The 23,566-nt window shown below is 69.7% G+C and carries 22 protein-coding genes, 2 tRNA genes and 1 other RNA gene; 8 read left to right on the top strand and 17 right to left on the bottom strand.

Annotated elements, in window-relative coordinates:
* Positions 1–14 precede the first annotated feature (14 nt).
* From AB0J66_RS24150 to ffs, 8 genes are all read right to left on the bottom strand, one after another.
* The gene (locus tag AB0J66_RS24150) at positions 15–1,055 is read right to left on the bottom strand and encodes an ABC transporter ATP-binding protein (RefSeq protein ID WP_364664529.1); all 1,041 of its coding nucleotides are present in this window, start codon (positions 1,053–1,055) and stop codon (positions 15–17) included.
* Between the two features lie 11 nt (positions 1,056–1,066).
* Positions 1,067–2,068 (bottom strand): ABC transporter permease, encoded by a 1,002-nt coding sequence (locus AB0J66_RS24145; RefSeq protein ID WP_364664526.1) that lies wholly within the window; start codon positions 2,066–2,068, stop codon positions 1,067–1,069.
* A 117-nt stretch (positions 2,069–2,185) separates the two neighbouring features.
* Entirely contained in the window at positions 2,186–3,961 is a 1,776-nt protein-coding gene (locus AB0J66_RS24140) for an ABC transporter substrate-binding protein (protein WP_364664524.1), read from the bottom strand.
* 65 nt (positions 3,962–4,026) lie between these two features.
* The gene (locus AB0J66_RS24135) at positions 4,027–5,034 is read right to left on the bottom strand and encodes an ABC transporter permease (protein ID WP_364664522.1); all 1,008 of its coding nucleotides are present in this window, start codon (positions 5,032–5,034) and stop codon (positions 4,027–4,029) included.
* A gap of 412 nt (positions 5,035–5,446) precedes the next feature.
* Positions 5,447–6,040 (bottom strand): recombination mediator RecR, encoded by a 594-nt coding sequence (recR, locus tag AB0J66_RS24130; protein WP_364664520.1) that lies wholly within the window; start codon positions 6,038–6,040, stop codon positions 5,447–5,449.
* A 4-nt stretch (positions 6,041–6,044) separates the two neighbouring features.
* Entirely contained in the window at positions 6,045–6,344 is a 300-nt protein-coding gene (locus AB0J66_RS24125) for a YbaB/EbfC family nucleoid-associated protein (RefSeq protein WP_364664756.1), read from the bottom strand.
* Positions 6,345–6,500: 156 nt separating this feature from the next.
* Entirely contained in the window at positions 6,501–10,100 is a 3,600-nt protein-coding gene (locus AB0J66_RS24120; RefSeq protein ID WP_364664517.1) for a DNA polymerase III subunit gamma and tau, read from the bottom strand.
* Positions 10,101–10,196: 96 nt separating this feature from the next.
* An RNA gene (gene ffs, locus AB0J66_RS24115) (signal recognition particle sRNA small type) lies at positions 10,197–10,291 on the bottom strand.
* An 81-nt stretch (positions 10,292–10,372) separates the two neighbouring features.
* Here ffs and AB0J66_RS24110 point away from each other — a divergent pair.
* A tRNA-Ser gene (locus AB0J66_RS24110) sits at positions 10,373–10,460 on the top strand.
* Between the two features lie 49 nt (positions 10,461–10,509).
* Here the strand turns inward: AB0J66_RS24110 and AB0J66_RS24105 are convergent.
* The 3 genes from AB0J66_RS24105 to AB0J66_RS24095 all read right to left on the bottom strand — a co-directional run bounded on the left by AB0J66_RS24105 (position 10,510) and on the right by AB0J66_RS24095 (position 11,688).
* Positions 10,510–10,851 (bottom strand): STAS domain-containing protein, encoded by a 342-nt coding sequence (locus AB0J66_RS24105; protein WP_364664515.1) that lies wholly within the window; start codon positions 10,849–10,851, stop codon positions 10,510–10,512.
* 185 nt (positions 10,852–11,036) lie between these two features.
* Entirely contained in the window at positions 11,037–11,246 is a 210-nt protein-coding gene (locus AB0J66_RS24100) for a hypothetical protein (protein WP_364664512.1), read from the bottom strand.
* A 352-nt stretch (positions 11,247–11,598) separates the two neighbouring features.
* A tRNA-Ser gene (locus AB0J66_RS24095) sits at positions 11,599–11,688 on the bottom strand.
* 114 nt (positions 11,689–11,802) lie between these two features.
* Here AB0J66_RS24095 and deoD point away from each other — a divergent pair.
* Complete coding sequence (gene deoD / locus AB0J66_RS24090; protein WP_364664509.1) at positions 11,803–12,519, top strand: purine-nucleoside phosphorylase; 717 nt, start codon at positions 11,803–11,805, stop codon at positions 12,517–12,519.
* 57 nt (positions 12,520–12,576) lie between these two features.
* Here the strand turns inward: deoD and tadA are convergent, their stop codons facing one another.
* The 4 genes from tadA to AB0J66_RS24070 all read right to left on the bottom strand — a co-directional run bounded on the left by tadA (position 12,577) and on the right by AB0J66_RS24070 (position 14,305).
* Entirely contained in the window at positions 12,577–13,038 is a 462-nt protein-coding gene (gene tadA / locus AB0J66_RS24085; protein ID WP_364664753.1) for a tRNA adenosine(34) deaminase TadA, read from the bottom strand.
* 8 nt (positions 13,039–13,046) lie between these two features.
* Positions 13,047–13,568, bottom strand: a complete 522-nt coding sequence (locus AB0J66_RS24080; protein WP_364664506.1) for a tRNA adenosine deaminase-associated protein — start codon at positions 13,566–13,568, stop codon at positions 13,047–13,049.
* A gap of 102 nt (positions 13,569–13,670) precedes the next feature.
* Positions 13,671–13,838 carry a hypothetical protein gene (locus tag AB0J66_RS24075; protein WP_364664503.1) on the bottom strand — a complete coding sequence of 56 codons (168 nt, stop codon included), beginning with the start codon at positions 13,836–13,838 and terminating at the stop codon, positions 13,671–13,673.
* A 140-nt stretch (positions 13,839–13,978) separates the two neighbouring features.
* Positions 13,979–14,305 carry a hypothetical protein gene (locus AB0J66_RS24070; protein ID WP_364664750.1) on the bottom strand — a complete coding sequence of 109 codons (327 nt, stop codon included), beginning with the start codon at positions 14,303–14,305 and terminating at the stop codon, positions 13,979–13,981.
* A gap of 332 nt (positions 14,306–14,637) precedes the next feature.
* On the opposite strand from AB0J66_RS24070, the gene AB0J66_RS24065 reads away from it, so the two are divergent.
* Positions 14,638–15,396 (top strand): M23 family metallopeptidase, encoded by a 759-nt coding sequence (locus AB0J66_RS24065; RefSeq protein ID WP_364664500.1) that lies wholly within the window; start codon positions 14,638–14,640, stop codon positions 15,394–15,396.
* Between the two features lie 61 nt (positions 15,397–15,457).
* Here the strand turns inward: AB0J66_RS24065 and AB0J66_RS24060 are convergent, their stop codons facing one another.
* Positions 15,458–16,585 carry a PQQ-binding-like beta-propeller repeat protein gene (locus tag AB0J66_RS24060; protein ID WP_364664498.1) on the bottom strand — a complete coding sequence of 376 codons (1,128 nt, stop codon included), beginning with the start codon at positions 16,583–16,585 and terminating at the stop codon, positions 15,458–15,460.
* A 115-nt stretch (positions 16,586–16,700) separates the two neighbouring features.
* Between AB0J66_RS24060 and AB0J66_RS24055 the strand changes: the two genes are divergently transcribed.
* Together AB0J66_RS24055 and AB0J66_RS24050 are read left to right on the top strand one after the other, a co-directional pair.
* The gene (locus tag AB0J66_RS24055; protein WP_364664495.1) at positions 16,701–17,627 is read left to right on the top strand and encodes a prephenate dehydrogenase/arogenate dehydrogenase family protein; all 927 of its coding nucleotides are present in this window, start codon (positions 16,701–16,703) and stop codon (positions 17,625–17,627) included.
* Positions 17,628–17,670: 43 nt separating this feature from the next.
* Positions 17,671–18,243 carry a DinB family protein gene (locus AB0J66_RS24050; protein ID WP_364664492.1) on the top strand — a complete coding sequence of 191 codons (573 nt, stop codon included), beginning with the start codon at positions 17,671–17,673 and terminating at the stop codon, positions 18,241–18,243.
* On the opposite strand, the gene mtnA is transcribed toward AB0J66_RS24050, so the two are convergent.
* A complete protein-coding gene (gene mtnA, locus AB0J66_RS24045) occupies positions 18,218–19,174 on the bottom strand; it encodes an S-methyl-5-thioribose-1-phosphate isomerase (RefSeq protein ID WP_364664489.1) in 957 nt (318 codons plus the stop codon). The two genes, AB0J66_RS24050 and mtnA, sit on opposite strands and share 26 nt — an antisense overlap.
* Positions 19,175–19,213: 39 nt before the next feature.
* Here mtnA and AB0J66_RS24040 point away from each other — a divergent pair, with 39 nt between their 5' ends.
* From AB0J66_RS24040 to AB0J66_RS24030, 3 genes are all read left to right on the top strand, one after another.
* Entirely contained in the window at positions 19,214–20,272 is a 1,059-nt protein-coding gene (locus AB0J66_RS24040; protein ID WP_364664487.1) for a PHP domain-containing protein, read from the top strand.
* Positions 20,273–20,291: 19 nt separating this feature from the next.
* Positions 20,292–21,962 (top strand): DUF885 domain-containing protein, encoded by a 1,671-nt coding sequence (locus tag AB0J66_RS24035; RefSeq protein WP_364664485.1) that lies wholly within the window; start codon positions 20,292–20,294, stop codon positions 21,960–21,962.
* A 503-nt stretch (positions 21,963–22,465) separates the two neighbouring features.
* A complete protein-coding gene (locus AB0J66_RS24030; RefSeq protein WP_364664482.1) occupies positions 22,466–23,563 on the top strand; it encodes a hypothetical protein in 1,098 nt (365 codons plus the stop codon).
* Positions 23,564–23,566: the final 3 nt, after the last annotated feature.

Raw genomic sequence — 23,566 nt, 5'->3', positions numbered from 1 at the left:
AACTCACTCCATGCTCAGAGATTGGGTAGCACTTCCTGCTGGAAGATCTTCGTGCGATCTTCCGCCGGCAGGTGGCAGGCGACCTGGTGGATATCCCCGCGCAGCTCCGGCACCTCGGTGAAGGACCGGTTGCCGTTGCGTCCCGCGTACGGGCAGCGCGGGTGGAAGGCGCAGCCGGACGGCAGGTTGATCAGGCTCGGCGGCGAGCCCTTGACGGGGTTCAGCCGGTCCCGCACGTCACGGTCGAGACGTGGCATGGAGCCGAGCAGACCCCAGGTGTACGGATGTTGGGGCTGCCGGAAGACGTCGACCGCCGGGCCCTTCTCGATCACCTTGCCGCCGTACATCACGAGGACGTCGTCGGCCAGCTCGGCCACCACGCCGAGGTCGTGGGTGATCATGATGACCGCGGAGCCGAACTCCTCCTGGAGATCACGGATCAGGTCGAGGATCTGCGCCTGGACGGTCACGTCGAGGGCGGTCGTCGGCTCGTCCGCGATCAGCAGGGCCGGGTCGTTGACCAGCGCCATCGCGATCATCGCGCGCTGGCGCATACCGCCGGAGAACTGGTGCGCGTAGTCGTTGAAGCGACGCTCCGGCTGCGGGATGCCGACCCGGGCGAGCATGTCGATCGCCCGCTCGCGGGCGACCTTCTTGTTCACCCCGGGGTGGTGCACCCGGTACGCCTCGACGATCTGCGACCCGACCGTGAAGTACGGGTGCATCGCGCTCAGCGGGTCCTGGAAGATCATCGCCATCTTGCCGCCGCGCAGCTTGCGGACCTGCTCGTCGGAGGCGGTGACGAGTTCCTCGTCGTCGAGCCAGATCTCGCCGGCGACCTTGGCGTTGCTGCGGGTGCGGTGCAGACCCAGGACGGCCAGCGAGGTCACGCTCTTGCCGGAGCCGGACTCGCCCACGATGCCGAGGGTCTTGCCCTTCTCGAGGCTGAACGTCGAGCCGCTGACGGCCTGGACGATGCCGTCGTCGGTCTCGAACCGGACCTGCAGGTCCTTGATCTCGAGGAACGGGCGGGCGTTGGTGGCGCCGATGGACACGTGATTCTCCCTCAGGCCAGCCGCACGCGCGGGTCGATCCAGCCGTAGACCAGGTCGACGATCAGGTTCGCGAACACGATGAAGAACGCGGCGATCAACGTTACTCCGAGAATGATCGGCAGGTCGTTCTGCCGGATCGCGGTGAGCGCCTGGTAGCCGAGGCCGCGGAGGTTGAAGACCGTCTCGGTCAGGACGGCGCCGCCGAGCAGCGCGCCGAGGTCCAGGCCGAAGACGGTGACGATCGGGGTCAGACCCGACCGGAGCGCGTGCTTGCCGATGACGACGCGTTCGGTCAGACCCTTGGCCCGGGCCGTACGCACGTAGTCCTCACCCAGGGTCTCCAACATGTTGGCCCGGGTGAGACGGGCGTACGTCGCGGCGAACAGGAACGCGAGCGTGATCCACGGCAGCAGCAGGTTGACGAACCAGTCGCCCGGATTCTCCAGGAACGGCACGTACTGACCCTGGGGGAGCCAGCCCAGCCAGTACACGAAGATCGCCGAGGAGAGCAGACCGGTGAAGTAGACCGGTAGCGAGACGCCCGCTAATGCGGTGGTCATCGCGGCCCGGTCGATGAACGAGCCTCTTCGCAGCGCCGAGATCACGCCGAACGAGATGCCCATGATGAGCCAGAGGATCGCGGCGCCGAGAGCCAGCGACAGGGTGACCGGGATGTCCTCCAGCAGCAGCGGGGTGACTTCCTGGTCGGTCGCGAACGAGTAACCGAGGCAGGGCGCCGGGCAGTGCGTGACGTCGGGCCCGTTGGCGTAGTCCCGGCCGGCCACGATGCCCTTGATGAACTTGCCGTACTGCACGTAGATGGGGTCGTCGAACCCCATCTTCTGCCGGATGCCCTCGATCGCCGCCGGGTCCGACTGCTTACCGATATAGAGCAGCGCCGGGTCACTACCGGTGGCCTTCGGAATCGCGAAGAAGATGCCGAAGGTGACCGCGGTCACCACGAGCAGCGTGATGATCGCGTTGATCACGCGACGAACGATGTAAGACAGCACGACATTCGGCCGAGGGGCGGGCGGGCACCGGAGTCCTCGCGGAAACCGATGCCCGCCCGTCGCGGGCGGCCTTCACCAACCCTTCGAATTACCCGTTGTTACAGGGGTGGAACGACGTCACTTGCCGTCGTTGGTGCCGAGGGCCTGGAAGTCGACCATGCCGAAGGCCTCGTGAACGTAGACGTTCGTGAGCCGCGGGTTGCGGTAGTTGAGCGCCTTGTCGACCACGAACGGCAGCACGTACGCGCCCTCCATGATCTTCTCGTTGATCTGCTTGTAGATCGCGGCGGCGGCGTCGGCGTCGGGCGCGGCGGCCGCGTCGTCGAACAGCTTGTTGATCGCCGGGTCATTGATCTCGGAACGGTTGAAGTTACCGTTCTTGGTGATGAACCGGCCGTCGGCCAGCGGCTGCATGTAGCCGGCGCCCGTCGGGTAGTCCGCACCCCAACCGGTGATGATGATGCCGTAACCGCGCTTCTTCACGATCTCCGGCGAACCACCGATGGCCGAGTCCTGCGCACCGTCGTACTGGTCGATCTTCGCGTTGATGCCGACCGCCTTGAGCGAGGCCTGCAGGGCCTCGGCGGTCTTGACCTCGGCGGCCCGGTTGTTACGGGCGGCGATCGTCACGCTGAAGCCGTTCGGCTGACCACAGGCTGCGAGGGCCTCCTTGGCCTTGTCGACCTGCGGCTTGCCCTGCTTGCGGTTGTACGGGTCGTAGTTCGCGTCCGAGCCGGCGATGTTCGGCGGCAGGATGCTGGTGCCGATGTCGCCACCGGCGAACTCGCCACCGCGAGCGGTCTGGATCGACGTCGGGTCGGCCGCGTAGATGACGGCCTTGCGGCAGTCGGGGTTGTTCAGCGGGGCGACCGGCGTGAAGTCGGCGAAGCGCAGGAAGCCGGTGTTCGGGGCGTCCGCGTTCTTCTTCAGGTTGGCGTCGGTGAGCAGCTTGGTCCGGGCCGCCGCCTGCACACCGGTCTGGCCGACGTCGAGGTCCGCCGTGCCCGAGAGCAGACGGTTGTCGAGGTCATCGGCGTTCGTGGTGATGGTCAGGTTGATCGCGTCCGGCAGGGCCTTGCGGATCGGGTCGGTGGCCTGGTCCCAGTTCGGGTTGCGGACCCACGACACGCTCTTGCCGGGCTGGATCTCCTTGAACATGTACGGGCCGGAAGCCGCCGGCTTCTGGCCGTACTGGGCGCCGGTGTCCCGCTTCTGCGGCACCGGGCCGGAGCCCGGCATGGCCAGCAGGTAGAGGAAGTCCGAGTACGGCTTGGCCAGCTTGAAGACGATCGTGTTGTCGTCCGGCGTGGTGACCGACTTCAGACCCAGCTTGTCGGGAGCGGTGTCCTTGTACGGGCCGGGGTAGTTCTGGCCCTGGTCGAGGACGTTCGGCAGGTAGTACGGGCCACCGTTGATCACGTCGGTCGCCCAGACGCGCTCGATGCCGTACTTCACGTCCTTCGACGTGATCGGGGCGCCGTCGTCCCACTTCAGGCCGCTGCGCAGCTTGAAGGTGTAGGTCGTCTTGTCCGCGCTGAGGGTCGGCTCGGCCTCGGCCAGGTCGGGCTGGAGCTTCAGGCCGTCCTTGCCCGGGCTGGCCGAGTAGTCGACCAGCTTGCGGGTGTAGAGGCGGTTGAGGTTCCAGACGAACGCGTAGTAGCCACGCGCCGGGTCCCAGCTGTCGGCGTCCTGCGACGACCAGAGGTTCAGCGTGCCGCCCTTTTTGGTGTTGGCGTTGACCACGCTGGTGACGGCCGCGTTGAACTCCGTCTTGCCGTTCGAGCTACCGCTGCTGCTGCTATTGCTGTCCGAGCCGCCACCGCACGCGGCGGTGGTCAGCCCGAGCGCGAGGGCGACGCCTGACGCCGCCAGCGCCCTTGTCTTGCGTGCCACCTGTTCTCCTACCTTCTCGAAAGCGAACCCGGCCGGTCCGCGGTGTTGCTGGCGCCCCGGAGGGCTCAGCGAGCCTTCGGGTCGAGTGCGTCGCGCAGGCCGTCACCGAACAGGTTGAAGGCGAGCACGGTGATGAAGATGACTGCACCCGGAACGATCATGTACATCGGGTCGACCTGGTAGAACTGCACCGCGTCCGACAACATGCCACCCCAGGACGGGTTCGGCGGCGGGATGCCGACACCGAGGAAGCTCAACGCGGCCTCGGTGAGGATGTTGGTCGGGATGATCAGCGTCGTGTAGACGAGGATCGGGGCGGCCAGGTTGGGCAGCAGCTCGCGGAACAGGATGCGGCCCGAGCGGGCGCCCATGCTGCGGGACGCCTCGACGAACTCGCGCTCACGCAGCGACAGTGTCTGACCCCGGACGATGCGGCCGATGTACGGCCAGCCGAAGAAGCCGATGACGCCGACGAGCACGAACACTCGCGACCATCGGGTGCCGAGGCCGAGGAACTCGTCCGGCAGGACGGAGAGAAGGGCGATCGCGAACAGCAGCTGGGGGAAGGCCAGCAGGAAGTCCATGATCCGGCTGATCACCGAGTCGACCCAGCCACCGAGGAAGCCGGCCGCCAGGCCGAAGACGGTGCCGAGGACGGTCGAGACGAACGCCGAGAGGAACGCGACCGACAGGGTGGTCTGCGCGCCGAAGACGATCCGGCTGAAGATGTCGCGGCCGCTCTGCGGCTCGACACCCAGCAGGTAGTCCCAGCTGATGCCACCGAGGGCGCCCTTGGGCAGACCGGTGCCGGTCTGCAGGTCGAGCGCGTCCTGGTGGTACTCGTCGATCGGGTGGCCGAACCACTTGATCAGCAGCGGAGCCAGGAGCGCGACGAGGATCAGGAAGATGACGACGCACGCACCGGCGATCGCCACCTTGTCCTTCTTCAGGCGACGCCAGGCGATCTGCTTCAGCGATCGACCGGCGATGGCCTGCTCGCCTGGGCGGTCGGCCGCGTCGGCGGTAGGCGGGGTCTGTTCGTCGGTGACCGACGCCTCTGGGCCAAGCGACATCTAAGCGCCGGTCCTTCCCCGGCGGCCGGACGTGCATGAGTCCACGGCCATCCGGGGCACAGGGTTCGGCGACGAACCCGTGAGACCGGAGGACGATGGCCCACGCAGCGAACGGCAACCGATCGGTTATCGCATGCCTCGAGTGCCGACCCTCGTCGCCGAAGGTCAGATCAGACTCCGGCCACGAAGGCACTCGACGGCGGGTGTGCCGCCATCGGATAGGAACACTCACCTATTGCGTCGCTTCAGGTCAAGTTCACTGACCGCACACGAACAGTTCCGTGTCCCCGCCGTGATGTGACCGTGACCTGCCGCGCCGACCAATCGGAAACTACCGTGTAGATGGGCAGCAAGGAGCGATTCCGGGCGAAAATGCTATCGGGCCGTGATCATACGATCACAGCATGTGCGTTCATACGGCCCTACGGCCCTCAAAAGCGCGACCGAGAGTGATCTCGTCCGCATACTCCAGGTCACCGCCAACCGGCAAACCGCTTGCCAATCTTGTGACGGCAATCCCCATCGGCTTGACCATCAGTGCCAGATAAGTGGCAGTGGCCTCACCCTCAGTGTTGGGGTCTGTGGCGAGAATCAACTCCTTGACCTCGCCCGTGCCCAGCCTCATGAGCAGCTCACGGATCCGCAGATTGTCCGGGCCGATGCCCTCGAGCGGATTGATGGCCCCGCCGAGCACGTGATAGCGCCCACGGAACTCACCGGTCCGCTCGATGGCCACGACGTCCTTGGGCTCCTCGACGACGCAGAGGACCTCGTTGGTGCGGCGAGGGTCCCGGCAGACCCGGCACTGCTCGGACTCGGCCACGTTGAAGCAGGTCGTGCAGAAGCGGACCAGCTCCTTCACCTTGCGCAGGGCGGTGGAGAGCCGGTTGACGTCGGCCGGGTCGGCGGAGAGGACGTGGAAGGCGATCCGCTGGGCGCTCTTCGGGCCCACGCCCGGCAAGCGACCCAGCTCGTCGATCAGGTCCTGGATGGCACCCTCGTACACGCGATCAGAACCCGGGCAGGCTCAGGCCACCGGTGGCCGGGCCCATCTTTTCCTCGGTGAGCTCCCGCTGCGCCTCGGCGGCGTTGTGGATGGCGGCGAGGATCAGATCCTCCAGCGTCTCCACGTCCTCCGGGTCGACCGCCTTGGGGTCGACCTTCACCGACTTGTACTCACCCAGCCCCGTGACGACCACGGAGACCAGCCCGCCGCCGGCCGTGCCGGTCAGCTCGGCCGCCGCCAGCTCGGCCTGCGCCTTGGCGACCTGCTCCTGCATCTTCTGCGCCTGCTTCATGATCTGCTGCATGTTCGGCTGTCCACCGGGGCGCATCGCACCGCTCCTCAAAGTCCTGATCCGTCAAAACCGACGCCCGTCTATAACCGACGGCGGCGCCGGGTAACCGCCGCCCAGCGTAGCCGCCCGGTACCGACCGCCCCGCACGCCACAGCGGCCACTCCGGCGTCAGCTCTCGCCGATCTTCTCCGCGCCCAGCGCCTCCTGCAGGAGACGGAAGGCCATCTGCTCGCCGCTCTCCCGAGCGGTCTTCTCGTCCAGCACGTCGTCGAGCGGCTCATCACCCTCGTCGAAGCCCTCGAAGCTCGGCTTGGCCCCGCCCTTGGCCGCACCGTTGGCACTCGGCGGCCCGTCGAACTCCGGGTCGTACGGAGCCTCCTCCGTGGGTGACCCGTCCGACCACGCCTGCTTGGCCGCCGCCGGCCGCGCCGCCGCCCCTCGGGCCCCGCCCCCGGCCGACCGGGCCGCCGCCGCCCGTGCCGCCGCCAGCCCGCTACCGGCATTCCGCGCCGCCCGCGCCGCAGCCGGGTTCCCGGCCCCACCACCAGCGACGCCACCGCCGGCCGCACCGACCTCAGCCCCGCCCGCACCCGGCCGGTTCGCGTCTGCCCCGCCCGCACCCGGCCGGTTCGCATCCGCCCCACCCGCGGCGGGCCGATTGGACCGCGTCGCCGCAGCTCGCGCAGCGCTGAGCCCCCCGCTTCCAGCAGCACCGTCGGCGACAGGGCCGCCTTGGGCATTGCCGGCCCCGGCCTGCGTGCCGGCGGCAGTACCCGCTCCACCAGCGACGCCCGAGACGAACTTAGCCGGCTCATCACCCGCAACAGGATCGGCAATGCCGTCGTGTGAACTCTCGTTCGCTGACGGGACCACAACCCGCGGCTCCTCCCGGGGCGGCGTTGTTGCCGCCGGGACTTCGGGCACTGGCACCACGACGGCGGGAGCAGGGCTTGCGGCGGCAGCGGGAAGGGAGACAACCGGTGCCGCCGGATGGCTGGTGGCCGCCTGAGAACCGATCGGGCTGACTTCCGGCCAGTCGTCGTCATCGTCGACAGCGGCTGCCGCGGGCGATGGCGGAGCGGCCAGGCCGCCCGGTTTGACCGGCTCTGGCCAATCGTCGTCGGAGGCAGCCGGCGCGGCCGCCTCGCTGCGCCTGTTCTGCGGCTCGCGGGCGGCCGCCGTGGGCTGAGCCACCGGCGCGGACCGCTGCGCAGCCGAAGCGGGCCGAGCCGCCGGTGCGGCAGTGGCCCGCTGGGCGCCCTCGTTGCGGGCCGGACGGCCACCACCCTGAGACGGGCCGGGCTGAGTGGTCCCACCCGCACCGGCGATCTCGCAGCGAACTTCCCAGCGGTTACCGAAGATCTCGTAGAGCGCGTTGGCGATCAGCGGCGCCCCCTGCGAGATCCGCTGCTGCAGAGACCCGGCCGCGACTGTCAGAAGAACGCTCTGCCCGTCCACCGACCGAACCGTGGCGTTGATGGCCGCCGCCCGGAGCACCTTCCCGCCCGGCTGCTTCTTCACCTCTTCCAAGATGTCGTGCCAGGCCTGCCGAATCTCCTCAGCGCTCGGCTGCCCCGGCCCCGCGGCCACGGCCTCAACCGCCGCCGCCCCGGGCTCCTCCGGCGCATCCGGCAGCACCCCAGCCGGCTCCCCCCGCTGCACCGGCGCCGCCTGCTGCACCTGTCCCAGCCCGGATTGAGCATGATCCGCCGGGGCGGAGCCGACCTCGGGAACAGGCCGAGCCGGCGAGGTGGGCTGACCCGCGACCTGAGCAGGCTGACCCGCGACCTGAGCAGGCTGACCCGCGACCTGAGCAGGCTGACCCGCGGCCTGAGCAGGCTGACCCGCGACCTGAGCAGGCTGACCCGCGGCCTGAGCGGGCTGGCCCCCGAGCGGAGTGGACTGGCCCCCGAGCTGGGCCCCGGCCTCTACCCCGGCGGGCTGGTCCCCTGCTGGCTTAGCCTGCGCAAGGGGGCTCTGCGCGGGCCGGGTCGCAGGCTGCGGCGGCTCGGACATTTCGGGCTCGTCGTCCCACGGAGGCTCGTCGTAGGGGTCGGACCCGCCGTCGGCCACGTCATTCCAGTCGGGCTCGGGTGTGGCCGGAGGGCCACCCGGGGCAGACGCCGACGACGCGGCGCTCGGCGCCGACGGACCCGAAGCCGGTGCGGCGGAAACGGTCGCGGTGGAAGCCGATGCGGCCGAGCCGGTCCCCGCCGAAACAGGCGCGGCGGAGACAGGCGAAGCGGGTCCGGCGGAGACAGGCGAAGCGGGTGCGGCAGCGGCAGGCGCGGCCGAGACGGGCGCAGCAGAAACAGGTGCCGCGGAAACGGGCGTGGAAGAAACGGGTGCCGCGGAAACGGGTGCCGCGGAAACGGGTGCGGCGGAGGCCGGGGCAGGGGCGGCCGGGGCGCGGCCGGCGGCTGGGCCGGAACGGCGGGCGGCGGCGGCCTTGGCGGCGGCGCGGGCGGCGGACAGGCCCCCGCCGGCCGGGAGGCCCGCGGCGGGGGGTGCGCCGAGGTCGCGCTCGGGGGCGGGCTCGCCGGTGGGGGTGGCTACCGGCGCGGGGGCCGGGGGCGCGTCGTCAGCTCGTACGGCAAGGGGGGCGCCGTGGGCGAGGCGCTGCTCCATGCGCTCCAGGCGCTGGAGCAGCGCGCCCGTCGAGTCGTCGGCGCCGGGCAGGAGCATGCGGGCGGTGATCAGCTCGAGCAGGAGGCGGGGGGCGGTCGTGCCGCGCATCTCGACCAGGCCGTTGTGCACGATGTCGGCGCAGCGGGACAGGGTCGCCTGGCCGAGCCGGGACGCCTGGGCGCCCATGGCCTCGAGCTGGTCGGCCGGGCCGTCGATCAGGCCCTTGTCCACCGCGTCGGGCACCTGCTGGAGCACGATCAGGTCACGGAAGCGCTCGAGCAGGTCGGAGGCGAACCGGCGGGCGTCGTGCCCGGCCTCGGCGACCCGGTCGATGGTCGAGTAGGCCGCGGCGCCGTCGCCGGCCGCGATCGCGTCGCACATCTCGTCGATCAGGGCGACGTCGGTGACGCCGAGCAGGGAGACCGCGCGGGAGTAGCTGACCCCGTCGGGGCCGGCGCCGGCGATCAGCTGGTCGAGCACCGACAGGGTGTCGCGCGCACTGCCGCCGCCGGCCCGCACCACCAGCGGGAACACCGCCGGCTCGACCGCCACGCCCTCGGCCTCGGTGAGCTGCTGGATGTACGGCCGCAGCACCGCCGGCGGGATCAGCCGGAACGGGTAGTGATGGGTCCGGGAGCGGATGGTGCCGAGCACCTTCTCGGGCTCGGTGGTCGCGAAGATGAACTTCACGTACTCCGGGGGCTCCTCGACGAGCTTGAGCAGCGCGTTGAAGCCGGCCGACGAGACCATGTGGGCCTCGTCGATGACGTAGATCTTGTAGCGGCTGTTGGCCGGGGCGAAGAACGCCTTCTCCCTCAGCTCGCGGGCGTCGTCGACGCCACCGTGGCTGGCCGCGTCGATCTCGATGACGTCGATCGACCCGGCGCCGTCGTTGGCCAGTGAGCGGCACGACGCGCAGACCCCGCACGGCTCGGGCGTGGGGCCCTGCTCACAGTTGAGCGAGCGGGCCAGGATGCGCGCGCTGGACGTCTTGCCGCAGCCGCGTGGCCCCGAGAAGAGATAAGCGTGATGCAACCGCCCGCTGCGCAGCGCCTGCGACAACGGCTCGGTGACGTGCTCCTGCCCGATGACTTCGGCGAACGTACGCGGCCGGTACTTGCGGTATAGCGCGAGTGCCACTCCAGCCCCTCCTCAACGACCGCGCCATTGTCCGTCGGGGGTATGACAAGAACCAACTCTGTACCGCTGGGGTGGCCGGGGTCGCGCCCCGGAACGTAAAGGGCCTCCCGTGCACCCGTCAGAGCCCGCTTATCCTTGCTGCCTTCCGGCCCTGGGGAGGTTCACGAGATGCACGCCGCACGAGAGGCTGGCCCCTAGCGTACCCAACCCCGCCGGGCGCCGTGCCGGGGACCCGTGCGACACCCGCGGCGGGCATCTGTATTCTGGCCGACGGAGGATTCGCCTAGTGGCCTAGGGCGCACGCTTGGAAAGCGTGTTGGGGGAAACCCCTCACGAGTTCGAATCTCGTATCCTCCGCCAAACAGCACGTTGGGGCTGGACTCGATGAGTCCAGCCCCAACGTGTTTTTTCAGAGCTGCGCGGCCGCGATGGCGTCGTCGACCTCCGGGAAGATGGCGAAGTAGCGGCTCAGGCCGACGGTCTCGAGCAGCTGGGCCAGGAACGGGTTGGCGCCGGCGAAGCTGAGCCATCCGCCGCGGGCGGCGATGACCTGTTTGCTGGTGATGAAGGCGCTCAACCCGACCGAGTCGCAGAACTTCAGATCGGAGAGGTCGACCACGATCCGGGGTACCGGACGCTCCAGCAGATCCGCGAGGATCCCGTGGAGCTGGCCGGCGGTGTCCGCGTCGAGCTCGCCCTTCAGGTGGAGCACGGCGATGTCTGGGCGGTGATCGGTGACTGTGGCCTGCATGGGATCGCTTTCTGGGGTTGACGGGAACCCAGGCTAGAAGCGATCAACTAATTGTCGCCGGACAAGCGGTGCGGGCGGCGAAGAAAGCAATCGGGCCGGAACCCCGAAAGGGATCCCGGCCCGATGGAAAGATCGGCTGGCCGTGTGATGTCAAGCTGGTTCGGCGCAGCCTCGGCTCCTGGCGTTTACAGCTTGCGCCACTGCCAGCGTGGGCCTCGCCACGCGTCGGCCAGGATCATGGCCGAAGCCCGTCCTGGACACTGCTGCACCTTCGACTTGCCCTCTGGGCCGCCCATCTGGGCCTCAACTTCCCAGAACTCGCCGTCGGTGCGGATGTAGACGTCCCGGCGGGCGAGCCGGACGTCACCATTCCACCAGTGATGCTCAACTCTCACGGAGTCAAATCTAGGACACTTCTGAGGAATCGGCGCTGGGCAATCTTGTGAAACTTTCTCACCAGGTGGTTAAAAGCGCATTGTCTGATCCGGTAGTTTTTGGCTTGGTGACTTGCGCTACAGGCATCGTATTTGCGCCGTTCCCCCGTCATCACGGTGGGTCATCGCCACAGGTCGTGGCGGCGGCCCTCAGGGCCGAAACGGCGTCGTTACGCGCACGATACCTGATCTTGGAAAAGCCTCCGGCGAGGGCCCCTCACTCCGCGTACATGAAAGTCCTTCATAACCACGAAGCGTGACCAACGCGGGCAGCAAAAAACCCGGCGGCTCCACAGGGAGCCACCGGGTTCAGTGGCGGTGGTGAAGGGATTTGAACCCTTGGAGGGCTTGCACCCTCACACGCTTTCGAGGCGTGCTCCTTAGGCCGCTCGGACACACCACCGGGAAGTACGTTACCCGACCGCCGGCGGCGTCTGTCGCCGGGTTCCCCTTTGCCGAGCAGACCCCGCGCGACCTGGCAGGATCCAGGTATGAACGAGCGAGAAGAGACGCGCCCATGAGCGTGCACATCGGCGGGCAGCCGGGCGACATCGCCGAGCGGGTGCTCCTCCCGGGCGATCCGATGCGGGCGAAGTGGATCGCGGAGACGTTCCTGCAGGACGCCAAGTGCTACACCCAGGTCCGCGGCATGCTCGGGTTCACCGGCACCTACCAGGGCGTCCGCGTGTCCGTGCAGGGCTCCGGCATGGGCATGCCGTCGGCCTCCATCTACACCCACGAGCTGATCAACGAGTACGGCGTGAAATCCGTCATCCGCATCGGCTCCTGCGGCGCGCTGGCGCCGGACCTTCAGCTGGGTGACGTGATCGCGGCGATCGGCTCGGCCACCGACTCCAACATGAACCGGTCCCGTTTCGACGGACTCATCGACTACGCGCCGGTGGCCGATTTCGGTCTGCTGCGCACCGCGGTCGAGGTCGCCGAGCGGCAGGGGACCCCGATCCGTGTCGGGCCGATCCTGGCCGCCGACGCCTTCTACACCGACCGCCCGGACCTCTACGACGCGCTCGCCGACTACGGCGTTCTCGCCGTCGAGATGGAATCCGCCGCGATCTACACCATCGCGGCCCGCTACGGCGCGAAGGCACTGACCATCCTGACCGTCAGCGATCACATCAAGACCGGCGCCAAGATGGACTCCGCCCAGCGCGAGCAGGGCTTCGGCGACATGGTCAAAATCGGTCTGGAGACCGCGATCACCGGCGCCGCCTGATCTGATTGCCGCGGCTCGGCCTCGACCGGGCCGCGGCTTTCGGCCGTACGCCCGACATCAGCCCTCGGTGCTCGCCGGCCGGCCGAAGAAGCCGCGGAGCAGGGCGGCGCACTCGTCCTCGAGGACCCCGGCGTAGACCTCGGGCCGGTGGTTGAGCCGGCTGTCGCGCACGACGTCCCACAGCGAGCCGACCGCGCCCGTCTTCGGCTCCCACGCCCCGAAGACCAGCGTGGACACCCGGGCCAGGACCAGCGCGCCGGCGCACATCGTGCACGGCTCCAGCGTCACCACCAGCGTGCAGCCGGCGAGCCGCCAGCTGCCGGTCCGCGCGGCCGCCCGGCGCAGGGCCAGGATCTCGGCGTGCGCGGTCGGATCGCCGCTCGCCTCCCGCTCGTTGCCGCCCACGGCGATCTCCGTGCCGTCGGCGCCGAAGATCACCGCACCCACCGGCACGTCGTCCCCGGTGGCGGAGGCCACCTCGAGGGCCCGCCGCATCCACGACTCGTGGCGGGGCGAGATGGCCAGGCTCACGCCTCGCGCAGCTCTTCCATCTCGTCGCCGCAGCCGATCCGCTGGCAGATCTCGGCGGTCACGTCCGAGGGCAGCATGCCCTCCATGCCGCAGAGCGCGAGCAGGCGGTTGGCGTTGACGCCGAGGTCGTTGAGCAGGTCGGCGTCGCCGACCGGATCGGCGTCGGGATCGGCGGCCGGCTCGTCACTGTCCTCGTCGTCGTCCTCGCCAGCGGCCAGGTCGTCGATCTCCAGGGCCGGCGGCGTCTCGATCTCACCCAGGAGCACCGAGCCGATCCGTGACTCGTCCACGAACGCCGAGTCGGAGCCGAAGACCCGCAGGTCCTCACCCTCGTCGAGGCGCAGGATGGCGAGGTACTGGTCGTCGCTCTCGACGAAGAGCAACGTCAGGTCGGCGTCCGGCTCCACGTCACGCAGCGCATCGACCACTTCGTCGATGTCGGCCAGACCGGTCAGATCCAGCTCGGACGCCGTCCACCCGTTCTTGCCCCGAGCGACGGCGGCAGCGAATGTCGACAAGTTTCCCCCCACGCGACTTTTGTCTTCAGCGAGTGACGGTAGCGGGAAGAACGGCGGGTGCGGCGCGCCACGCCTTGACCGTGGGCGAAGTCAGGTCAAACGTCAGTTCACCAGGCGACGACGCATGGCGATGAGCTCCCGCAGCCGGGCCCGGCGCAGCCGTTGCGGCTGGGTGCTCTCCCGGGCCGATTTCGCACTCGCGAGAGCTGCCAGCAACTCGAGCCGGCGACGGCGCCGATCGGGGTCGAGCCGGGGCGGTGAGGGGGCCATGATGCCGAGATTCGCCGACCACCAACCGTTCGTCAAGGCCCAGTGCGCACCGCAATCAAGAGGGCACATCTGGTCGCCGACAAGCCGGTCAAGATCGGACAAAATCGCCACTCAGCGATGTAGCGAAAACCACACCGGGGTCACCACAGGGGCCAGTCTTCGGTGGTGATCCAGCGGCCGCCGACGAAGGCGGTGGCGATCGACAGGCCGAGCCCGGAGGCGAGGGCGACGCCGACCGCGACACCGCGGTCGCCCAGGAGGGTCAGGACCAGGGCGACGCCCCAGGCGCTGATCGCGGCCAGCAGGCTCCACCAGGCGTAGCTGGCCAGGTCACGGCCGAGCGTGCCGAAGAGCACCATCCACAGAAGGCCCGAGCCGAGCCCGGCCAGCAGCGGACCGGCGTTGACCGGATGCGGCTCGCGATAGATCGGCCGCGACGGCCCGGGGAAGAGCCCCGACCCACGCATCGGCGGCGCGGCGGGATGCGGAGGCGCGCCCCAAGCACCGCCGGGGAACTCAGGCGGCGACGAAACAGCAGGCGGCCCGAAGGCGACGGGCGGCGGCGGCGGCGGCGGCGGCGAAACAGCATGCGGCCCGGAGGCGGCGGAGGGCGGGCTCGTGCGCCAGGCGTCACTCGCGTCGGTCACCGGCCACCTCCAGCGTGGGCTCATCGCCGCCGGCGGCGGGGTGTGCCGGCCGGTGGGTGCCAGCCTATCCACCCTCGTACGGGCCGAGCGGGTTATCCACCGGGGCCCGCCGCCGGTCGGCAGGATCGAGGTCTGTCTGCCATATTGGCTCGGTGCCTTTGTTCCGTACCCTCTCCGGTTTGACCGTCCTGGCCGTCTGCCTGGCCGGCTGCGGCAGCGTCACCGGCTCGCCCTCGGCGAGCGAGACGCCGCAGTTCATCGAGCCCGAGGTGACGGCGAGCGCCGGCGCGAGCGAGAGCCCCGCCGCCGCGCCCAGCTCCGCGCCTCCGGCGGCCACGCCCACGAGCGCGGCCCCGACGTCTTCGGCTCCGGCCAAGCAGTCGACCGCGGCCGCCCCCACGACGGTGAAATACGTCTTCCCGGTCAAGGCGTCGAACGTCGACTATCACCCGACCCACTCCAAATACCCGGCGACCGACATCTTCGCCGACTGCGGCGAGCCGGTCGTGGCCACGACCAGCGGCGTCGTCCTGGAGATCAGCCTCAAGGACGTCTACGTCAAGGGTTCGCCCGACGGCCCCAACAACGGCGGCCTCTCGGTGTCGCTGCTCGGTGACGACGGCGTCCGCTATTACGGGTCGCATCTGAGCAAGGTGCAGACCGGCATCACGAAGGGTGTCCGGGTCACCGCCGGCCAGCTGCTCGGCAAGGTCGGCCACACCGGCAACGCCAACGGCGTCTGCCACCTGCACTACGGCATCTCGCCGTCCTGCGCCAAGGTCGGCGACTGGAAGGTCCGCCGCGGCGTCGTCTGGCCCGCGACCTTCCTCGACTCCTGGCGCAAGAAGGGCCAGAAGAGCCCGGTCGCCACGGTCGCCGCCTGGAACCGCTCGCACAACTGCAAGGCCTGAGCATGCATGAGGCCGCACCATCGCCCGATAGGTGCGGCCCCATGCATGCCGGGAGAAAAGCTCAACTGAACTGCGCGAAACGCTTCTGCTGCCGCCCTTCGATGGTGGTGAAGGCCCCGCCCATGGCCACCGCTTGAAGGCGCGGGTTGCTGGCCAGCGCCAGCACCCCCTCGATTCCGTTGGCGTCGGCCGTCCAGTCGAGCAGGTGCCCGTCGGCGGCCGAGAGCGCGGCCAGCTTCACCCGGTTGTCGGCCCCGTCCACGCAGACCCCTTGGGAGCCGGTACGGGCCGTGCTGCACGCCCGGTCGAAGTGCCCGCCCGCGTAGACGGTGTCGCCGAGCACCGTGACCGCCTGCGCGTCCCCGTCGAAGGTGGCCGACCAGCGCAGATCCCCGGCGTGGGTGTATGAGCTGACCCGTCCGCCCTGCCCGCCGTGCGCCGAGTAGACCGTGTCGGCGGTGACCGCGAGGGCGTACGTGATGACCGGCGGCCTGGGCTTGAAGGTGGTGACGACCGCCGCCGTGGCCGGGTCGAGGGCGGCCAGCCGGTCGTAACCGGGGGTGCTGTTGATCCGGTGGAACTTGCCACCGACGTAGACCCGCCCGCCGCCGGCCGCGATGGTCTCCACCTGGTCGTCGGCCGTGGGCGTCCAGCGCTTGTCCAGCATCCCGGTGGTGAGGTTGAAGGCGGCCAGCCGCCCGCGGGCCTGCCCGTCCACCGCCGTGATGGAGCCGCCGAGGTAGAGCCGGCCGTGTGCGGCGTACGCGGCGAGGGGCCGCCCGCTGATCGTGTGTTTGAAGGTGCTGTGCAGGTCGCCGGTCACCGGGTCGAGCCGGGCCAGGCTGTCGCGTTTCACGCCGTCGATCGCCGTGAAGTCGCCGGCCACGTAGAGGGAGCCGCCACTGACCACGATGGCCTTGACCCGGCCGTCGGCGCTGGGCGACCAGGGCAGCAGCGTTCCTTTGCGGGCGTCGACGGCGGCCAGGCGGCCGCGGGCGACCGGTTTGCCGTTGACGACGGCGGCGGTGAAGTCGCCGGCCACGTAGACGATGTTGCCGGAGTAGGCGACGGCCAGCACCGTGCCGTTGAAGCTGGGCATGGCGTCGGAGCTCTGGGCGAGGGCCGGCGCGGCCAGAGACAGCAGGACGGCGATGAGCACCGTCGTGAACGTTTTCCCCCGGTAAGTCACGTGATCACCGTAATGGCAGGAATTCTCCGCGAACCAGGCGCGAAACGGACGAATTCCCCGGCAGGTACGGGCGACCCCGAACGGTTGATCTTCGAAACGGGGATAGGTTCTCCGCGTGAACGTGACTGTCGTGGGACTCGGCCTCATCGGTGGATCGGTGCTGCGGGCGCTGGACGCCTCCGGGCACCGGGTGACCGGTCACGACCCGCAGGCGGCGGAGGCGGCCGAGGCCGACGGCTTCACGATCGCCGGGACCCTCGAGGACGCCGTCCGCGACGCCGACCTGGTCGTGCTGGCCGTGCCTCTGCCCGCCCTGCCGCCGATCGTCGACGCCCTCGCCGATTTCCCCGGCCTCGTCACCGACGTCACTTCGGTCAAGGGCCCGGTTCGCGAGCTGGCGAAAAAGCTTCCCCGCTTCGTCGGCGGTCATCCCATGACCGGCAAGGAGACCTCGGGCTTCGCCGCCTCCGAGGCCACCCTGTTCGGCGGCTGCTCGTGGGTTCTCTGCCTCGAGCCCGGCGAGACGCGCCTCGACGACTGGCTGACCCTGGCCGCGCTGTTCACCGGGCTCGCCGCCCGGGTCGTCCCGGTCACCGCCGAGGAGCACGACCGCGCCGTGGCCCAGGTCAGCCATGTACCGCATCTGTTCGCCACCGCCCTGGCCGGCCGGCTCAAGGACAACCCCCTGGCGGGGGCTCTGGCCGCGGGTTCCTTCCGGGACGGTACGAGGGTGGCCGCGACTCGGGCCGAGCTGATCGCGGCCATGTGCGGCGGCAACGCGCCGGCCGTGGGGACCGAGCTCGACCGTCTGATCACCGAGCTGCAAGAGGTACGGGCCCTGCTCGATGCCCCCGACCCGGTGGCGGCTCTGCTGCCGGCCCTGCGCCCGGCGGTCGATCTGCGCCGGGCCTGGCCCTCCCGGGCAGGCGAGGTCACCGACGTGCCGGCCGAGATCGGCGCCCTGCTCGACCTGGGCCGCGCCGGCGGATGGGTGACAGCGGTCAACAAGACGACAGTCGAAGCGATCCGGCCGGAAAACTGACCGCAATTCCTCCTAGGTTGAGAAAAACCGAGAGGAGCAAGTCATGCCAGGTCAGGTCGGCGCCATCGACAACGAACAGCAGGGCCTTCTCGCCTACCTCGCCCAGATGCGCTACGTGCTGCGGCTGACCGCCTACGGCCTCACCGAGGAGGAGTTGCGGGCCACGCCGTCGGCCAGCGAGCTCAGCGTCGGCGGCCTGGTCAAGCACTGCGCCGCCACCGAGGAGAGCTGGATCGGCCAGGTCCGCGGCGAGCCCCAGAAGCTCGACTACCAGGCGTACGCCGACAACTTCCGGATGGCCGACGGCGAGACCATCGACGACATCTTCGCCCGGTACGAGCGGGTCGCGGCCCGCACCGAGAAGACCGTCACCGAGCTCGACAACCTCGGGCACCAAATCCCGATCGACCACTCCGTACCGTGGAACAGCAAGGACATGACCCACTGGACGCTGCGCTGGATCCTGCTGCACCTCATCCAGGAGACCGCACGGCACACCGGCCACGCCGACATCATCCGGCAGTCGGTCGACGGGGCCACCGCGTACCCGCTGATGGCGGCGGCCGAGGGCTGGCCCGCGACCGACTGGCTCAAGCCCTGGACGAAGCCGGCCTGATCACCCGCTGGTCGGTCACGATCGCGGTGACCAGGTCGTACGGGGTCACGTCGAACGCCGGGTTCACCGCCGGGGCCCACGACGTGACCTCGGCCGGCCCCCGGTCCTCGATCGGCACGTCGGCCCCGGTCGCGGTGTCCGGGTCGACCGTGGACTCGGGCGCGACCACGACGAAGGGCAAGCCGGCGCGGCGGGCGCCGAGCGCATGCGCGTACGTCCCCACCTTGTTGATGACGTCGCCGTTGGCGCAGATCCGATCGGCCCCCAGGATGACCGCGTCCACCTCGCCCCGGGCCATCAGGAAGGGCCCGGCCGAGTCGACCGCCACCCGGTGCTCGATGCCCCACTGCGACAGCTCCCACGAGGTCAGCCGGGCCCCCTGCAGCAGGGGTCGGGTCTCGCTCGCGATCACCCCGGCCAGCTGCCCGCGCTGGTGCAGCTCGTGCACCACGCCGAGCGCCGTGCCGAGGGTGACCGCGGCCAGGCCGCCGGTGTTGCAGTGGGTGAGCAGCCGGGGCCGGTCACCGCAGAGCTCGACGAGCAGGTCGGCGCCGCGGGCGGCCATCGCGGCCGAGGCCGCGATCTCCTCGTCGCGCACCGCGCACGCCTCGGCCAGCACGTCCGGGAAGGACGGCAGCCGCCGGGCCGCCCGCTGGGCCCCGCGGGCCAGGTTCACCGCGGTCGGCCGGGCCGCCGACACCCTTTCCACGGCCAGGGCCAGCGCGGCCGGATCGTCGGCATGCACCTTGGCGGCCAGCGCGACACCGAAGGCGCCGGCCACACCGAGCGCGGGCGCACCCCGTACGGCCAGGGACTGAATGGCCGCGACCAGCTCACCCACCGTGTGCAGGCGCAGGATCCGCAGCTCACCCGGCAGGGCCGTCTGATCGATGATCTCGATGGCCCCGTCAACCCAGTCGATCGTCCGCATGACCGCGATGCTAGCCAGCGGACGCTTAGGCTGGTCGGCATGCCATCTCGTGATCCGGTCGCGGACCTGCGGCGCATCGCCTTCCTGCTCGAACGGGCGAACGAGGCCACGTACCGGGTCAAGGCGTTCCGGAGCGCCGCGACCACCGTGGCCGGGCTGTCCGCGGAGGAGCTGGCCGAACGGGCCGCCGCGGGCACGCTGGCCAAGCTGCCGGGCGTGGGCGAGGTCACGGCCCGCTGCGTCGCCGAGTCCCTGGCCGGGGAGGAGCCGGTCTATCTGCGCCGGCTTCAGACCACGGAGGGTACGGATCTGAGCGGCGCCGCCGGCAAGTTGCGGGACGCTCTGCGCGGCGACTGCCACGCGCACTCGGACTGGTCGGACGGCGGCTCGCCGATCGAGGAGATGGCACTGGCCGCCGTCGAGCTGGGCCACGAATATCTCGTGCTGACCGACCACTCGCCCCGGCTGACGGTGGCCCGTGGCCTGCCCGCCGCCCGGCTGCGCCGCCAGCTCGACCACGTCGCCCGGCTCAACGACGCGCTGCCCGAGGGTTTCCGCATCCTCACCGGCATCGAGGTCGACATCCTGGATGACGGCTCCCTCGACCAGGAGGACGAGCTGCTGGCCCGGCTGGACGTGGTGGTCGGTTCGGTGCACAGCAAGCTGCGCGACGAATCGCCGCGGATGACCAAGCGGATGGTCAACGCGCTGGCCAACCCGCACCTGGACATCCTCGGTCACATGACCGGCCGCAAGGTGGCCGCGGCGGGCGGCGGCGACAAGGGGCACCGGGCCGGGCACACCCGCCCGCCCAGCACCTTCGACCTGGAGAAGGTCATCGCCGCCTGCGTGGAGCACAACAAAGCGATTGAGATCAATTCGAGACCCGACCGGCTCGACCCGCCCAAGCGGATGCTGACCGTCGCGGTCGAGGCCGGTTGCCTGTTCTCCATCGACACCGACGCGCACGCGCCGGGCCAGCTCGACTGGCTGCGGTTCGGCTGCGAGCGGGCCGCGCTGTGCGGCGTGCCGCCCGAGCGGGTGGTCAACACCTGGGAGATGGAAAGCCTGCTGGAGTGGACCGCGAGCCATGCCTGATCTCCCGTAGGGTCGCCCCGTGGGACGAATTGATGACCTGGCCGACCGCTACGTCGACGAATGGGCCGAGCTGACCCCGATCGGCGCCACCTACACCGGCATCGCCGGGCACGACGGCAAGACCGACGATTTCTCGCCGGAGGGCTTCGAGGCTCAGACGGAGCTCGTCCGCCGTACGTTGAACGACCTCGACGTGATCGAGCCGGAGCACGAGTCCGAGCAGGTCGCCAAGGACGCCATGATGGAGCGCCTGGGCCTCGAGCTGGCTCAGGCCGACGCCGGGCAGACGGCGAGCGCGGTCAGCGTGATCTCCAGCGGCATCCACGCCCTGCGCGGCGTCTTCGACGTGATGCCGACCGAGGGCGAGGAGGCGATCGCCAACATCGCCACCCGCCTCAACGACCTCCCGAACGCCCTCGAGCAGTACAAGCGCACGCTGCTGGCGGAGGCGGACAAGGGCAACGTCAGCCCCCGGGCCCAGATGCTGGCCGTGGCCGAGCAGTGCGACGCCTGGACCGACCCCGACCGCGACGACTTCTACCGGGGCCTGGCCGGGCGGCTGCAGGCCGGCGGTGCGCTCGCGGCCCGGCTCGTGCAGGGGGCCGACGCCGCCACCGCGGCCACCGCCGATTTCGCCGAGTTCCTGCGCCGCGACCTCGCCCCGCGGGGCCGCGACAAGGAGGCGGCCGGCCTGGAGCGCTACGAGCTGGCCTCGCAGTACTTCCTGGGCGCCAAGGTGGACCTGCAGGAGACCTACGAATGGGGCTTCGCCGAGCTGTTCCGGATCGAGGAGGAGATGCGCGCGACGGCGGCCGCGATCGCCGGTTCCGGCGCCTCGATCGACGAGGCGGTGGCTGCGCTCGACGCCGACCCGGCCCGTAACATCGCCGGCAAGGAGGCGTTCCGCGACTGGATGCAGCAGCTGGCCGACAAGGCGATCGCCGAGCTGAACGGCACGCACTTCGACATCGAGCCGCCCGTCCGCAAGATCGAGTGCTGCCTGACCCCGACCAGCGACGGCGGCATCTACTACACCGGCCCGAGTGAGGACTTCTCCCGGCCCGGCCGCATGTGGTGGGCGGTGCCGGAGGGCGTCACCGAGTTCTCCACCTGGCGCGAGGTCACGACCGTCTACCACGAGGGCGTGCCCGGCCATCACCTGCAGGTGAGCCAGACGCTGCTGCGGGCCGACACGCTCAACCGCTGGCAGCGGCTGCTCTGCTGGTGCTCCGGGCACGGCGAGGGCTGGGCCCTCTACGCCGAGCGGCTCATGGACGACCTGGGCTACCTGGCCGATCCGGGCGACCGGCTGGGCATGCTCGACGGACAGGCCCTGCGGGCGACCCGGGTCATCGTCGACATCGGCATGCACCTCGAGCTGGAGATCCCGCGCGACAACCCGTTCGGCTTCCACCCGGGCGAGCGGTGGACGCCGGAGCTGGGCTGGGAGTTCCTGCGCGCGCACACGCGCATGGAGGAGAAGACGCTGCGTTTCGAGTGGAAGCGTTACCTCGGCTGGCCCGGGCAGGCCCCGTCGTACAAGGTCGGCGAGCGGATCTGGCTCCAGGCCCGCGACGAGACCCGGCAGCGCCAGGGCGCTGATTTCGATTTGAAGACATTCCACCGGGACGCGCTGAACCTCGGTTCGCTGGGCCTGGACCCCCTGCGTAAGGCACTCGCACGGCTTTGACCGGATTCGGGCTTTTCCCCGCCAAGTGACTGGGGAAAAGCCCGTTTCTGCCGTATGCGCACCACGACACAGCGCTACTTTTTGGCTTAGAGCACTCGATCCACTACTGAGCGTTTAATAGACGCGGGTCTTATCGGGTACCCATTATGGATCTTGTGGCTTTTCGTGCCGCCACTCTGCCGTTACCATCGCCGCGACAACTTTCCTTCCTTCTGGAACCGGTGTGGGCTGCACCTTCATCCCCCCGGCACCGGAAACTGAACGCTCGTTACAACCACGAAGGCCGGAGCCTGTATCCCCCGATCAGCCGAGAGAGATCTGTCCCTTGGAAAGGCGTTTCTTGAGGTTTTCTCGGATAGATTGGCCCGGATCCGTGCGCCCAACCGGCTACGGAAAGTAGCCGTCGCAACGGCTCATCGCGTGTGCATGGCGGAGGACGAAAAGCAATGAACAGCCGGCGAACCCGTTTAGGCTCCGCGCTCGCGGTGATTTTGACTGTTTTGGTGCTTGTGCCGACGGCGGTGCTGTTCGGCCGGGTGTGGACCGACAACGCGGACCACCGCGACCAGACCGAGCTCGAGAAGAAGGGCGTGGAGTACCTCACCGCCCTCTCGCCGCTGGTCAGCGCGCTCGCCGAGTCGGAGTCGACTGGCATCCAGGGCGTCACCGACCCACCCGACTCGCTCAAGGCCGCGGTGGCCAAGGTATCCGCCGTGGACAACAGCCTCGGCGACGAGCTGAAGACCAAAGAGCGCTGGACCGACCTCCAGGCGAAGATCGGCAAGCTGGCCACGCTCAAGGGCGCGACCACCATCTACGCGGCCCACGTCGAGGTCACCGACCTGATCCTCGAGCTGTACGTGACGGTGCGGCGCAACGCCGAGCTCAACCGGGACCCCGACAGCGACATCTCGAATTTGCAGGAGGCCACCGCGGTCGACATGCCGACCACGGTCGTCCGGGTCAACCGCATGGGCGACCAGGCCAACCTGCTGCAGACCGCCCGCGGCGCCGCCGCCCAGAACCTGCGGATCCAGTTCGGCCAGGAGGTCCTCGCCGTCCAGGAGTCGGTCAACCAGCTCACCAACAACCTGCAGGCCGCGGTCGACAACACCAGCAGCCCGACGCTGAGCGGCAGCCTGGTCAGCTCGCTCGACTCCTTCCGCCGAGGCGTCGAGTCGATGACCCGTGGCGCGTCGCTCACCAACGTCAACGTCGCCACCATGTCGACCGCGCAGAGCACGCTGCAGACCGCGCTGAGCACCCTCTCCGGCATCACCCTGAAGGAGATGGAGCGCCTGCTCGACGACCGGCTCGGCTCGCTGAACTACAAGCGCACCGAGTCCGTGGTCATGGGGCTGCTCGCGATCCTGCTGGTCCTCGGCGCGGTCGCCTGGCCGGTGATCAGCCGCCGCCGCGAGGCCGCCGCCGGCCCGTCCACCCCCGCCCCCGCTCCGCAGCAGCCCGGCGAGCCCAGCCGGGACGTCGCGCTCAACCAGCCGGGCAGCGGCCCCGGCTACGCCAGCAACCCGTACGGCCAGATCCCGGCCTACGGCGAGGTCGACCCGACACAGCGGGAGCGATTCGGTGCTCTTCGGTAAATT

The organism is Actinoplanes sp. NPDC049598 (genome assembly GCF_040675435.1).
GTDB lineage: Bacteria > Actinomycetota > Actinomycetes > Mycobacteriales > Micromonosporaceae > Actinoplanes.
The sequence above is the reverse complement of the archived record's forward strand: the minus strand, read 5'-3'. Positions and strand labels throughout refer to the sequence as shown.

Excerpts from the sequence above, each read along its gene's own strand:
- AB0J66_RS24135 (WP_364664522.1), bottom strand. The coding sequence starts at position 5,034 with ATGTCGCTTGGCCCAGAGGCGTCGGTCACCGACGAACAGACCCCGCCT.
- AB0J66_RS24125 (WP_364664756.1), bottom strand. The coding sequence starts at position 6,344 with ATGCAGCAGATCATGAAGCAGGCGCAGAAGATGCAGGAGCAGGTCGCC.
- AB0J66_RS24105 (WP_364664515.1), bottom strand. The coding sequence starts at position 10,851 with ATGCAGGCCACAGTCACCGATCACCGCCCAGACATCGCCGTGCTCCAC.
- deoD (WP_364664509.1), top strand. The coding sequence starts at position 11,803 with ATGAGCGTGCACATCGGCGGGCAGCCGGGCGACATCGCCGAGCGGGTG.
- AB0J66_RS24075 (WP_364664503.1), bottom strand. The coding sequence starts at position 13,838 with ATGGCCCCCTCACCGCCCCGGCTCGACCCCGATCGGCGCCGTCGCCGG.
- AB0J66_RS24070 (WP_364664750.1), bottom strand. The coding sequence starts at position 14,305 with ATGCGTGGGTCGGGGCTCTTCCCCGGGCCGTCGCGGCCGATCTATCGC.
- AB0J66_RS24050 (WP_364664492.1), top strand. The coding sequence starts at position 17,671 with ATGCCAGGTCAGGTCGGCGCCATCGACAACGAACAGCAGGGCCTTCTC.
- mtnA (WP_364664489.1), bottom strand. The coding sequence starts at position 19,174 with ATGCGGACGATCGACTGGGTTGACGGGGCCATCGAGATCATCGATCAG.
- AB0J66_RS24040 (WP_364664487.1), top strand. The coding sequence starts at position 19,214 with ATGCCATCTCGTGATCCGGTCGCGGACCTGCGGCGCATCGCCTTCCTG.